Origin of the sequence: Comamonas sp., from assembly GCF_036643215.1 — a bacterium.
Classification (GTDB): Bacteria; Pseudomonadota; Gammaproteobacteria; order Burkholderiales; family Burkholderiaceae_C; genus Comamonas.
The window spans coordinates 10,849-24,643 of the sequence record NZ_JAVXSJ010000035.1; the positions used below are offsets into that span (position 1 = coordinate 10,849).

Below are 13,795 nucleotides of genomic sequence, written 5' to 3' on the forward strand. Positions count from 1 at the left end.
CTGCTCCATCGGCTGTGCCGGTGATGACGTTGCCTGCAGCGCTGGTGCCGTCTGCAGCAATGCTGGCCACGTCGGCGTTGGCCTTGGGTTCGTCGTCCACGATGTCAATGCGCAGCTTACCTGCCGTCGAGGGCTCGCCGTCCGCATCCTTGACCACGATCGCAAAGTCTTTGCCGGTGTTGTCACCAACGGTGGTGCCTTGCAGCGTGTAGCTGTAGTGGATGGTGCCCGTGCCTGTGACTGCGTCGAAGCTGTAGTACGCCTTCAGGCCGTCGCCCAGGTCGGTGGGCTTGGTGGCGTCTGTGCTGGTGACGCTCTTTCCGCCCAGCAAGACTTCAGAGACGCCGTCCTTGGACGTAAAGCCAATGGTGCCGCTGGTAGCGTTGGAGCCGTTGCCAGCAGCCGAGCCGCCGACCAGGCCGGCTTCGCTGACCGAGGTACCGTCACTGCCTGCGTCCGGCACGTTGGTGATCTCTGGCGTGCTGTTGCCAATGCTGATGCTCAGCGTCGCTGTGTCGCTGTCGCCGTCACCGTCCTTGAGGGTGTAGGTGAAGACATCGCTCTTGCCGCCTGCCGAGCCCGCATGCCTCACATAGCTGTAGCTACCGTCGGCCTGGATGGTCAGCGTGCCGTACTGGCCCACGATCGTGGCTTTGGTGCCGTCCACGGGCACATCCGCCAGGGTGCTACCAAACTTGACCTGGGTGACCGTAGCGCCGTCCGCTCCCTTGACGTCCTTGCCTGCTCCATCGGCTGTGCCGGTGATGACGTTGCCTGCAGCGCTGGTGCCGTCTGCGGTGATACTGGCCACATCGTCTGTGGCAACAGGCACATCGTCGACGATCGTAATCACAATGTTGCCATTAGCCGAGCTGCCACCAACACCCTGAACCGTCACGCCGATAGTGTCGGTAAGGGTGTAGCTTTCCGGACTGCTCTGATCCGGATCATTGGTCTGCGCATGATTAAGTGTATAGGTGTAGTTCAACACGACGCCACCATCGTCGTCTGGCCGAGCCGCTGTAATTACAAGAGTGCTGCCACCTTGCGTGGTGATGCTTTGCCCCACCCAGTCGTCAACGCCATGGGTCGTACCACCGATAGTCACGCTCTTGATGCCATCAGTCGCCTTGACGGTCACTTGGCCACTTGTAATTCGGCTCTCGTCACCCATCACCAACCCGTGCTCATAAACACGACCTGCCGTATCGTCAGCGCCCAGATTGACTTCAACCTTTGCTGAATCGGCTGTACCTGTAACGATCACGACCACGGTCTTGATATCGATCCCACCATGTCCGTCATCCACTATCACCTCAAAGCGCTCTTCCCGCTGCTCGCCTTCACCCAATGCCTGCACTAAGGGATTGGAGTTATCCAGCGTATAAGTCCACTTGCCGTTTTGATCGATTTCAAATTTTCCGTACTTGCCTTGGCCATTTTCAACGGTCCACTTGTGAGTGTCCGATGCATCCACATCCGACACCGTCAATTGACCTTGTGCTGACAGCACTGAGTCTTCCTTGACGTTCGCATTCAGATCACCCGCCATGCCAGGGATGTCATTGGTGCCAACGACCGTGATCGTCAGAGTGCTTGACGAGGTGTTGCCCGCTGCATCGGTCACTGTGTAGGTATAAGTTTCGGTCAGTGTTTCACCAACGGCCAGAGACTGCACCGCATGCAGCTGGTTGTTGAGCACATAGGCGTAGCTGCCATCGGCATTCAGCGTCACCACACCGTATTGGCCTTGACCGGAGCCATTGAGCGCCGTGCTGTGCTGTGCAGCCGTGCCCTGTCCCAACTGGTCATTCCCCAGCACATTGCCGCGCAGTTGAGCACCATCTTCAAAGACTCGGCCGACATCTGCCTGAGCCTGAGGGCGTAGCTCCGAAGGGGCTGCACCCTCAGGCTCCGCCACACCACCATAGCGAGGCAATTCAGGCACTGGCGTTGTGATGCGTGGATAAGCCAGATCCAGTGGCGAAACCGCCTCAATGATGCTGCTCAGACGCACAAAGGTGCTGCCGCCTTCGCTGCCGCCCGTCAGGCCTGCGGCTGTGGGGTCGATGTTGTCAAAGGGATCTTGACCGGCATTGATGGCGGCGATGATCTGGTCGATCTGTGAATTGGCGGGGCTGGCTATGGCTGCTTCTTCGGGCTGGGGCGGCTGAAGCAGATCCGCTGTGAGGCTCACATCCTGGTTCTCACCAACGATCAATGGAGGCTGGCCATCGGCTTGCAGTTCCACGCTGCTCCCGGAGGCGGTGATGATCTTGGCATCCGCGGGAATACGCATACCCTCGTGAATCACGGTCAGATTGCCATCTGTGTCGCGAATCCATGCCTGGCCAGTGAGCTTGGTAACGAGAACGGTTTGAGCTGCCATGATGATCTGCCTCTTCAATGAATTAGGTCGCGGGGGTGTGCTTTGACACCTCTCCAATATTTCTGATGGAATAGTAGGAATAGGCTCACAAAGCCGCTATTGGCGTCAAAGCCAATACAGCCCGGTTTCTCACTTTTCTACATCAATCAAGTCCGCCAAAAGCCAAGGGCCCGCATATGCGGGCCCTTGGCTTTACAGAAGCAAAAACTACTGTATTGATAGCTTCAAGCGCTTATAAATAAAGCGTTACAGGCACTTTTTATGTGAAGTTCAATATCAGGCCAGCTGTTTACGGCCAATGCCGTGAACCTTGAGCGTCAGCATCAATCGATCCTGCACGTGCAGCTTTTCAAACACAGCAGACAGATGCGCGCGCACCGTGCGTTCACTGATGGACATGCGCTCGGCAATTTCGGCATTGCTGTCACCCAGCGATGCGTATCGCGCCACTTCCTGCTCGCGGGCTGAGAGGGGCTCGGTCCAATCCACTTCAACCTCGGGCAAGCGGGCATCGACATCGCGCAGCAAGCGCTGCAGCAGTGAACGGCCCAGCCAGATATTGCCGCCAGCCATGCTTTGCAGCATGCGAGACAGAACTTCTGCATTCGACTGCGCATGGGCGTAACCACAAGCACCCCGAGAGAGCAGTTGTCGCCCTTCCTCATCGCCGGGCCGGTTGCTGAGCACCAGAACTTGCAGGCCTTGCAGCAATTCCGCCCAGCGGTCGTCGCTGTGTGCGGGGAGCTGGGGTAAGCCGGCATCTAACACCACGAGGCTTCGGCCTTGCTGCTTCCAGCGTTGCAGATCCACCAGACTTTGGCCGCGCGCAGGCATCCACTGGGGGCCTGCGATTTGCTGCCAGTTCTGCCACAAGGTGGCATCCTGAGTCAGCAACAAAACAGGCAATGTATTCATACCGCTCCCTTTGATTTGTTGAAGATCCATGAGAACTAGCGCTCGATCAATGCATTGGACTTGGCGCGCAAAATGGGCTTGAGCAAGTACTGCATCAGCGTGCGCTTGCCTGTGAGGATGTGCACCTCGGCCTGCATGCCCGGAATGATGGGGCGAGAGTTATCGCCCACGTGCGCCTTCTCGGTGCGCACCTTGACGACATAGAAAGAATTACCCTTCTCATCCGTCACGGTGTTGGCACCAATCTGCTCCAGCTTGCCTTGCAGACCGCCGTAAATAGCAAAGTCGTATGCGGTGAACTTCACTTCAGCTTCTTGGCCAAAGTGCAGAAAGCCGATGTCGCGTGGGTTGACCTGCACTTCCATCAGCAAGGTGTCATCCAGCGGAACGATGTCCAGAATGTCTTTGCCAGGCTGTACCACGCCGCCTACGGTATTGGCCATCAAGGTATTGACGGTGCCGCGCACGGGTGAGCGCACTTCGGCCAGCTTCACGCGATCCTCCAGCGCGACCTTGCCCTGCTCCAGCGTACCCAGCTTGGCCTGTGCTTCAGACAGCTCGGCGCGGGACTGGTTGCGCATATTCAGCTCGGACTCCTGAATTTTGCGTTCCGCTTCTTGAATCGCTGCCTGAATGCGACCCACCTGTGCGCCAGCGGCTCGGACTTCTCCGCAAAAACGTGCCACATCGCGTTGCAGCCTGAGCAAATCGACCTCAGACACCGCACCACTCTTGAGCAAGGGGCGGGTAACAGACAGCTCTTCAGAAGTCAGGCTGCAGCTTGACGATGCCTGATCACGGTTGGCCTGCGTTTCACGCAGCTCTTGCTGGCGTTGGCGCAGCTGGTCACGTGCAATATTGACGTTGGTATTGAGCTCCTGCGAGCGGCTTTCCCACATGCGCCGCTCCATCTCAACAAGTTGGGGAGCAGCCACCTGCACATCCTCTGGCACCTTGAAAGCCTCGCCCGATGCCAGTGCCTGCAGCCGCGCTGCCTTGGCTTTCAGCGCCAGCAGCTCGGCCTTGTTTTCGCCCAGTGACGAGCCGTAGCGCGTCGGGTCGATACGCAGAATGACCTGCCCTTTTTCAACATGCTCGCCGGGGTGCACCAAAATTTCCTTGACGATGCCCCCATCCAGACTCTGCACCACCTGCACCTGGCGCGAAGGCACGACTTTTCCCTGCCCACGCACCACTTCATCGATATAACCAAGGCTGGCCCAGATCAACAGCACCAGCACCGTTGCCAGCGACACCCAGATCAGCAGACGCGAGCCGCGCGCCTGCTGCTGGCCGGCCGCCCACTGGGCATCAGCCTTCATGTCATCAGGCTGGTGCGTGCCCACCGCTTCATTGCCATCAAGCAACCAGCTCTGCCCTCTGTCCATCAGCGCCTTCAGACGTGAAGGCTTTTGATCTGACGAGCTGCCCGATGGATCCTGCTTCATTGCTTCGGACTCGCTCATGCTCGCGCTCCTGCCCCGCCAATGCGGCCTTGCTTGAGTGCCTCGATCACATGATCCTTGGCGCCGTCGGCGACGATTTTTCCGTTATCAATCACGATGAGTCGATCCACCAGCGTCAGCAACGCTGTTCTATGCGTGACCAGCACCACCGTCTTGCCGGCCGATGCCTCTTGCAAACGCCGCTTGAGCTGGGCTTCGCTCTGGTTGTCCAGGTTGCTGCTGGGTTCATCAAGCAGCAGCATGGCCGGGTCATTGATCAAGGCACGAGCCATGGCAATGGACTGACGCTGACCACCAGACAGCGACTCGCCGCGCTCACCCACCAGCATGTCGTAGCCCTTGGGGTTATTGGCCACAAATTCATCCACCCCGGCAACGCGGGCGGCGCGCAGCATATCCGCCTCACCGGCGAATGGCGCACCCACCAGCAGGTTTTGCTTGAGGCTGCCGTAGAACAGCATCGGGTCTTGCGGCACATGGCCAATGGCGCGGCGCAGGTCCACCGGGTCAATCTGGCGCGCATCTACGCCATCAATCAGCACAGCACCTTCTGTGGGCTGATACAGACCCAGCACCAGCTTTTCCAGCGTTGTCTTGCCCGAGCCAATGCGGCCAATAATGCCAACGCGCTCGCCGGGCTGCACTGCAAAACTCACGCCAGAGAGACTGCTCTGCTCACTGCCAGGGTAGCTGAAGCTGACATTGCGAAACTCAATGGCACCGCGCAGATCAGGCCGTGAGACAAACTCGCGCCCGGCCTCGTGCTCCACCGGCATCTTCATATAGTTGTCGATGGAGCTAAGCGAGGTGCGGGCATTGTGGTACTGCATCATCAGCCCCGCCACTTGGCCAAACGGCGCAAGGCAGCGCCCCGCAATCATGGATGCCGCAATGATGCCACCCATGGAAATCGCTGCATCCTGCACCTGATAAACGCCAATGACGACCACCGCCACCGTCACCAGTTGCTGCAAGGTCTGCACAAAGTTCACCGTGCCCGAGGAGATGAACTTGATCTTGCCACCCATATAGGCGATGTACTGCGTGGAGCTTTCCCACAAGCGCTGCACACCGCTTTGAGCATTGAGCGTTTTTACCGCTTCAAGATTGGTGAGCGACTCGACCAGCAAGGCATTGCGCTGCGATGAGGCCTGAAAGGTCTTGAGCGTCAGCGCCTCCATACGCGCCTGCGCCCAGAAGGACACCAGCAAGATGGCTGCAATGGCGACCACCGGCGGAATCAGCATCCACGGCGACACCCAGGCGATTGCCACCAAAAACAGGAGCACGAAGGGCAAGTCCACCAAGGTCGTGAGGCTTGCAGAGGCAATAAAGTCGCGCACCGACTCAAACGAGCGCAGATTGGCCGCAAACGAGCCAACGGATGCGGGTCGGCTCTCCATGCGCAAGTCCAGCACGCGTTCCATGATCTGTGCCGACAGCTTCACATCGACCCGCTTGCTGGCAGCATCCACCACATAGGCACGCGCCGTCGTCAGCACAAAGTTGAAGATCAGCACCAGTGAAATGCCAATGGCCAGCACCCACAATGTCTCTACCGCGTTGTTGGGCACTACGCGGTCATACACATTCATGCTGAACAAGGGCATGGCCAGTGCAAAGATATTGATGAGCACGGCAGCCAGCAGCGCATCGCGGTACAGACGGCGGTTTTCCAGCACAACAGCCCAGAACCAATGGCTGCTGCGCGGCTCCACGCCTTTTTGCACAGAGCGCTGCTCAAACCGGAACTGCGGGCGCACAAAGCACATCAGCCCCGCATAGTCTTGCCGCAAAGCCTGCGCATCGACCTCCACCGGGCTTTCAGACTCGGGGTACTGCAGCAAAAAGCGCTCGTTACCCAGACTCTTGAGCAAGAGGCAGGCACGATTGCCGTTGAGCAGCAAAATGGCCGGCAGCAGCCCTTCGGGCACATCTGCCAAGCCACGCTCAACAATCCGCGTAGTGAATTGCGCCCGCGCCGCAGCACGGGCCAGCAGCGATGGAGTCAAACGCTGGTTCACCAGCGGCAAACCATTACTCAACGCCTGCGCGGTATAGGGCTTGCCATGCAACTGAGTCAGTTGCACCAAACAATCCAGCAAAGGGTCGGCATGGGTTTCATGCGCAGGAATGCGCCAGCCAGCCGCCTGAGAAAAAGCAGCCCCTGAGGAGTCAGGCGAAGCCACCTTTCGCTCAGCATCAGGAACCTTCTGAGCAGCTTCTTCCGTGACATGCCCCGGCGCCAGCGAGGGTGCGAAGTCTGTTTTCGACATTTTCAACTTAACCTATAAAAGCTCTTCACCGTCATCAATCAAGTCCAGCGAATTGCGCAAACGCTGGCGCACACGCTTTCGCTGACTCAACTTCTCCAGCGCCTGCGGGGGGAGATCCGTCAGGCGCAGGGTTCCATTGGCTAGCAAGGCGTCGATCAAGTCCTCCAGCACACGGATGAAATCCGCGTCCAGAGCCGATAGCTCTTGCCAGGAAGACTGCCCTGAGGGCGGTAAATCGCTTTTGTCCATCTTGTCCATCAACTTCTACAAGGGGTGCACAAGGCACCCCATTTTTTGACTAGCGGCCAGAGGTTCCAGCAGCGCCATTGACAGCCACAGGCGCCAGGTTGGTCGTATCAGGCACCGAGGACTTGCAACTGCGCAGCAGGTCGTCGGGCAGAGTCAACGCCTGCTGCTCTTCAGGACGGCTGTCGCTGTGCGGCTGCGCAAGACCCAGCACCGGCAAAATCTGGCTGGACAGGGTCAACCACTGGTACTCCGCCTTCTTCAGATCGTACTGCGCGTTGACCATGGCGCGTTGCGCATCAAACAACTCGTTTTCGGTATTGAGCACATCCAGCAGCGAACGCTGGCCGATCTTGAACTGCTGCTGATACGCCACGCGCACCTTGGAGGTGGAGAGCACATGCTCCTGCAAGAAAGGCATTTGCTGACGCAGACGAGCCATGTTGTTCCAGTTGATGGAAAGCTCCTGCTGCAGATTGCGGCAAGTGTAGTCACGCACGTCCTGCGCGGCATAGCCCTGAGCAATGGTCTGGCGCAAACGCGCCTCATCCGCGCCACCGCGATAGAGGTTGTAGGTAAGCATCAGCTGCACGCGCGAGCTCTGCACATCCCAGTAAGCGGGCGAATTCTGGTCACGATCGCGACCTGTTGACGCCAGCAGTTCCAGCTTTGGGCTATGTGCGCCCTTGGCAGATTTCTGGCCCGCTTCTGCAGCCTGCACCAGCGCCTGCTTGGACAGCAGCAAAGGGCTTGCGCGCAGCGAGTCACCAAAATCCTTGGTAGCACCAGAAACAGGCAGCTTGCCAGTCACATCAGGCACAGGGTCCAGCGTTGCGGCAGGGTACTCACCCACCACACGACGATAGCGCTGCATGACATCGTTGAGGTTGTTGCTCTCCGTCATCAGATTGCTCTGAGCCAGAGACAAACGACCGCTGGCCTGCTCCATATCCACGCCGCGGCCCACGCCAGACTGCTGGCGCTCACGCAGCTGACTCAGTGTCGTCTGGTGCGTACCAAAATTCTCACGTGCCAGCTTTTCCATCTCGCGGTAACGCTGCACATCCAGATAGGCGGCTACGGCATCGTTGGCCAGGTTCTCTGTCGTTGCGCGCAGGTCATAGAACTTCGCCAGCTTCTCAAAACCCAGTTGGCGAATGTTGCTGCTGGTGGTGAAGCCATCAAAAATCAGCTGGCGTAACTGCAGATTCCAGCCAGGACGGTTCCAGTCCTGCGATGGCGAATCCTGAATATGGCTGCGCCATTCGCGCCCCAGCCAGCCTTGTGCTGTGACCTGAGGGCGCCAGCCGCCGCGGGCCACGTTCTGACCTTCCATGGACGAATTCAGGTCGTGAAAACGTGCCTGCACCTCAGGGTTCGTCATCAGCACCTGCTCCACCACTTTTTGCAACGCAGCGCCCTGCTCATGGGCCTGCTGTGCATTCAAAGGCGTTTGCGCCATGCCACCAGCAGTCCACGAAGCCATGCCCACTGCGGCCAGAATTTGAGCGATTTGATTGAATTTCATTGTTTCCCCTCCAGGTCGGCTCCAAGCGAACAAAACGACGCCCGCCCCGTCAGCGGTCTGACGAGATTCATCGGCAAGAACACTCATTCCTCGTTCCGGCAGAAGCCTTGTTAATTGGTATTTACCGGCAGCGGCGCAGCAACGGCACCGCATGCAATTCAGGCCCCTGATCGGAAACCTGAGACTCGCGTCACAACCTTGGCTGCCCGTTACCACGTCGCAATACTGTTTAAATAATTGCCGACAAGCGCAAAGATGCACTTCTGTTGCCCGGAGTGCCAGAGACTACCGGCAGGCCCCACTCAACCATGGTGAAGACAGGCTGTGAAGCTAATAAGGGCTAGGCACAGCGCATTTGGAGATGATCCTTTCCACATTAGCAAGGCGGAGCCTCCGGCTTCCGGCCGGTGTTCTTTACGCATAACCTTGCATACGAAGCCTGCGTTAATGGAAGATCTCCTACAACACCATTAAACAAATGACTTCAGGACTAAATTTAGCACAGCATTTGATAACAATTGTTTCAAAAACACAGAAGTGGCGTTGAGTAAAACGCTCCAGTGGTAACGGGTCTGATATCACGGCCGTTTGATAGAAATTTCTGCACCATAGCGGTGCATTCTGCGAGGACCAAGGCAACCAGCCATGCTCAGCAGCGACTGCACAACGCCCAAGGTCTAGCGCAAAGGCAAGCTGAATGACGGTCAGGCAATACTGGATGACAGCATCTGAGAAGGTTTTGCTGCGGCCAGGCTTTCCTTCTGGGGGTTGCTAGCCAGTGCATGTTCTTGTCTAGCCAGATGCTCAAGTCGCTCAGATGAATCAATTTCCTGAAGCTTCCGCGCTTCAAAGTGAGCTATTTGCATGCTGCACAGCTACCCGTAAGGCACAAATCCGCTTTCGTTCTCGTTAACCTTCAGAGGTTTGCCCACAAACGGGAAGGCCCGTTGCGGGCAGGCATTGCGCTCACAGACCTTGCATCCCATGCCAATGGGGGTGGCGGCATCGACATTTCGCAGATCTAGCCCTCTGGAGTAAACCAACCGCGCCGCATGCTGCAAGTCACAGCCGAGTCCAATGGAAAAAGTCTTACCAGGAGCGCCCCAGCCTGCTCCCTCATGACTAATGGTGCGAGCAATCCACAAGTACACGCGTCCATCTGGCATGGATGCTAGCTGCGGCACGATGCGACCGGGCTGGGTGAACGCCTCATACACCACCCATAGCGGACAAGTACCGCCAGTCTTGGAGAAGTGAAAATGCGTGGCCGATTGGCGCTTGCTGATGTTGCCAGCGCGATCCACCCGAATGAAGAAAAATGGTACGCCCGGTGCATCGGCTCGCTGCAGAGTGGAGAGACGATGGCAAACAGTCTCAAACCCCACGCCAAAGCGTCGCGCCAGCAGGTCTATGTCGTATTGCAGGCTCTCTGCAGCTTGCAAAAACTCTCCATAAGGAAGAACAAAAGCGCCAGCCACGTAATTCGCCAGACCTGTGCGAGCCAAGCGTCTTGTAGCGTCATCCTGCCATGGAGTGGATTGAAGAGCCTCTTCAATCAAGGGGGCGAACTCCAGCAGGGCCAACTGAGTGGCGAGTTGAAACGCTTGCTGCGCTGGACTCAATTGCGGTGCGACATAAAGCGTGCGTGTGCCCGCATCAAAGCGGCGGTGTCTGTGATCCTGGCCCACATCCGCTGCATTGGATGCACGCACTACCAAGACCTTGTGCTGCGCTTGCAAGCGATGCTGCAGCCACTCCTGCATGCTACCGCCCTGCTCTCTGGCCTGTTTAGCTAGGGCTTCCGTCGCACGATCTAGCGCATCGAAGTAATTACGGTGAGCAAAGAAAAAATCACGTACGGCTTCAAACGGCATTCGCCTTGCTGACCCGCCAAGAGCAACGCCGCCCCCGTCAAGATCAGAGCGGCCATCGCCCAGACGAGCGGTCAGCGCGTCCAACCGCTCAGCATCGGCCAGATGGCGCTGATGCATGGCTAGCAATGCTTGGGCCAATTGCGGCAGTTTCGACGCTACTTCGCGTAACTCGGGCAATGGCACAACGCCATCAGCTTGGGGCAAGGCTGCCAGCACATCGCGCAACTGAGCAAGCAAGCGAGCTTCTTCGTCTTCCGAAAACTGCTGAATATCCACGCCCAGCACTTTGTGGATCTTGAGCAGCACAGGTACGGTGAGCGGCCGTTGATCTTGCTCGATCTGGTTCAGATAACTGGGCGAGATATCCAGCGCCTGCGCCAACGCAGCCTGTGTCATTCCGCGCTCGGCGCGCAAGCTGCGCAGGCGTACGCCCATGAAAGTTTTGGCCATCTCATCGCTCCTTCTTATTGCTCTCGAAAATTCGCAAACTTTGCAAATATGCGATTTCTTCTTCGCAATCATTCGCAAATTCAGCTCTAGTTCTCTGAAGCACAAATGCGTAGATTGCGAAGTATCGCAGACAAAACTGCTTTTTCAATCACACCAAGGAGACCCGCATGAGCATCGTGGCCGAACCTACCGCCCCCTCCAGCAGCACAGCATCAACAAGCTTCAGGCCCAAGAAATCCGTCGCACTATCTGGCGTGACCGCAGGCAACACGGCGCTGTGCACCGTCGGCAAAAAAGGCAACGACCTGCACTATCGCGGCTACGACATTCTGGACATTGCCGAGGTCTGCGAATTTGAAGAAATCGCCCACCTGCTGGTGCACGGGAAGCTGCCCACTCGGGCTGAACTCAAAGCCTACAAGACCAAGCTCAAGGCTTTACGCGGCCTGCCCACCAGCGTGAAAGTGGCATTGGAGCAACTGCCAGCCGCCAGCCATCCCATGGATGTGATGCGTACCGGCGTATCAGCCATGGGCTGCGCTCTGCCTGAAAAGGATGACCACAACCTGCCCGGAGCACGCGATATTGCCGATCGTCTGATGGCTTCGCTGGGCTCCATGCTGCTGTACTGGTACCACTTCAGCAACTCGGGCCGTCGCATCGAGGTGGAAACCGATGACGACTCCATAGGCGGGCATTTTCTGCACCTGCTTCATGGCATCACGCCTTCGGATAGCTGGGTGCGCGCCATGCATACCTCGCTCAATTTGTATGCCGAGCACGAGTTCAATGCATCCACCTTTACCGCCCGCGTTGTGGCAGGGACGGGCAGTGATATGTACTCAGCCATCACCGGCGCGATTGGTGCATTGCGTGGCCCAAAGCATGGCGGAGCCAACGAAGTGGCGTTTGAAATCCAGAAGCGCTATGACAACCCAAGCGAAGCCGAGGCGGATATTCGCCGTCGCGTGGAGGCCAAGGAAGTCGTGATCGGCTTTGGCCACCCTGTCTATACCGTCAGCGACCCGCGTAACGTGGTCATCAAGGGCGTGGCCAAACAGCTTTCTGATGAAGCGGGCAGCACCAAGATGTATGACATCGCTGCACGCCTGGAATCGGTGATGTGGGAAGTCAAGAATATGTTCCCCAACCTCGACTGGTTCAGCGCCGTCAGCTATCACATGATGGGCGTACCCACCGCCATGTTCACACCGCTGTTTGTGATTGCCCGCACCAGCGGCTGGGCCGCACACATCATTGAGCAGCGTCAGGACAACAAGATCATCCGCCCCAGCGCCAATTACACCGGCCCGGATGATTTGAAGTTCGTTCCCATTGACGAGCGCCAGTAAGCCCTTGCCAAAAAGCTATGACTGCCCAGCCCATGCAAGCCCAATCACTGTGCATCGCCATCGCTAGCAAACTGCGTGAACGCATTCTTAGTCACCAGATACCGCCAGGCAGTGACATCAATGATGGAGTGCTGGCCCAGGAATTTGGCGTCAGCCGTACACCTGTACGCGAGGCCATGAAACTGCTGTGTCACGAAGGACTGCTGACAGCGCAACCCAGGCGAGGCATGACCGTCACTCAGCTCTCTGCCGCGCAGGTGGCTGAGGCCCGGCTGCTATGCCATCTGCTTGCTCAGCACTTGTCGCAATTAAAAGCCCAGCCGCTCAATCGCTGCACAGAGCTGACCGAGCGTTTGCATGCTGTGGCACAGGCAAGGCTGCATTTGGCGCTTGGACCTACAGCGAATAGACCTGTGAGCTTTTCCACCCCTCAAGCAGTGCACCAGCACGCCGCTTTGGCGCTCTGAAACCCGAGACAGAACAGAACAGAACAGAACAGAACAGAACAGAACAATGAGCAAACCCCAAACTGATCACTACCGCAAGCAGCTGCCAGGCAGTCAATTGCATTACTTTGATGCGCAAGCCGCTGTAGAAGATATCTGCTCTGGTGCCTGGGCCACCTTGCCCTACACCAGCCGCGTGCATGCAGAAAACCTGGTGCGCCGCTGTGATCCCGCCATCCTTAGCGAATGCCTGACGCAAATCATTGAACGCAAGCGCGAGCGCGACTTTCCGTGGTTTCCGGCCCGCGTGGTCTGCCATGACATCCTGGGCCAGACGGCGCTGGTCGATCTGGCTGGCTTGCGTGATGCAATTGCCGACCAGGGCGGTGACCCCGCTGCCGTCAACCCTGTCGTGCCTGTGCAACTGATCGTGGATCACTCGCTTGCCGTTGAATGCGGTGGCTCAGACCCCGATGCTTTCGAGAAAAATCGCGCCATCGAAGACCGCCGCAACGAAGACCGCTTTCACTTCATCGACTGGTGCAAGCGCTCGTTCAAGAATGTGGAAGTGATTCCACCGGGCAACGGAATCATGCATCAGATCAATCTGGAGCGCATGAGTCCTGTGATCCATGCTATCAATGGAGAAGCATATCCCGACACACTGGTAGGCACTGACAGCCATACACCTCATGTCGATGCGCTGGGCGTGATCGCCGTGGGCGTGGGCGGGCTGGAGGCTGAAAACGTCATGCTTGGCCGGGCATCGTGGATGCGCTTGCCCGAGATCATTGGTGTGAAGCTCACCGGAAAACGCCAGAGCGGTATCACTGCGACCGATATCGTGCTGGCC

10 protein-coding genes and 1 pseudogene are annotated in these 13,795 nt (G+C 57.7%); 3 read left to right on the forward strand and 8 right to left on the reverse strand.

Features of this window, described 5'->3' with window-relative positions; all coding sequences use genetic code 11:
• From RSF91_RS17295 to RSF91_RS17330, 8 genes and pseudogenes are all read right to left on the reverse strand, one after another.
• A partial coding sequence (locus RSF91_RS17295) for a retention module-containing protein (protein WP_332569586.1) occupies nt 1-2,389 on the reverse strand: 2,389 nt, incomplete at its 3' end.
• 276 nt (nt 2,390-2,665) lie between these two features.
• Nucleotides 2,666-3,304, reverse strand: a complete 639-nt coding sequence (locus RSF91_RS17300) for a response regulator transcription factor (protein WP_332569587.1) — start codon at nt 3,302-3,304, stop codon at nt 2,666-2,668.
• Nucleotides 3,305-3,339: 35 nt separating this feature from the next.
• On the reverse strand, nt 3,340-4,692 hold the full coding sequence (locus tag RSF91_RS17305; RefSeq protein WP_442878882.1) for an HlyD family type I secretion periplasmic adaptor subunit: 1,353 nt from the start codon (nt 4,690-4,692) through the stop codon (nt 3,340-3,342).
• Nucleotides 4,693-4,766: 74 nt separating this feature from the next.
• Nucleotides 4,767-7,046, reverse strand: a complete 2,280-nt coding sequence (locus RSF91_RS17310; protein ID WP_332569589.1) for a type I secretion system permease/ATPase — start codon at nt 7,044-7,046, stop codon at nt 4,767-4,769.
• A gap of 12 nt (nt 7,047-7,058) precedes the next feature.
• Nucleotides 7,059-7,304, reverse strand: coding sequence for a hypothetical protein (locus RSF91_RS17315; RefSeq protein WP_332569590.1), 246 nt, complete (start codon nt 7,302-7,304; stop codon nt 7,059-7,061).
• A 40-nt stretch (nt 7,305-7,344) separates the two neighbouring features.
• Nucleotides 7,345-8,820, reverse strand: coding sequence for a TolC family outer membrane protein (locus RSF91_RS17320; protein ID WP_332569591.1), 1,476 nt, complete (start codon nt 8,818-8,820; stop codon nt 7,345-7,347).
• A 692-nt stretch (nt 8,821-9,512) separates the two neighbouring features.
• Nucleotides 9,513-9,628, reverse strand: a pseudogene (locus RSF91_RS17325) (transposase); the annotation flags it as partial.
• A gap of 67 nt (nt 9,629-9,695) precedes the next feature.
• A complete protein-coding gene (locus RSF91_RS17330; RefSeq protein ID WP_332569592.1) occupies nt 9,696-11,144 on the reverse strand; it encodes a short-chain fatty acyl-CoA regulator family protein in 1,449 nt (482 codons plus the stop codon).
• 167 nt (nt 11,145-11,311) lie between these two features.
• Between RSF91_RS17330 and prpC the strand changes: the two genes are divergently transcribed.
• From prpC to RSF91_RS17345, 3 genes are all read left to right on the forward strand, one after another.
• Nucleotides 11,312-12,496, forward strand: a complete 1,185-nt coding sequence (gene prpC / locus RSF91_RS17335) for a bifunctional 2-methylcitrate synthase/citrate synthase (RefSeq protein WP_332569593.1) — start codon at nt 11,312-11,314, stop codon at nt 12,494-12,496.
• A gap of 17 nt (nt 12,497-12,513) precedes the next feature.
• On the forward strand, nt 12,514-12,963 hold the full coding sequence (locus RSF91_RS17340) for a GntR family transcriptional regulator (RefSeq protein ID WP_332569594.1): 450 nt from the start codon (nt 12,514-12,516) through the stop codon (nt 12,961-12,963).
• Between the two features lie 46 nt (nt 12,964-13,009).
• Nucleotides 13,010-13,795: aconitase family protein (locus RSF91_RS17345; RefSeq protein WP_332569595.1), on the forward strand; the 786-nt coding region annotated here is incomplete at its 3' end.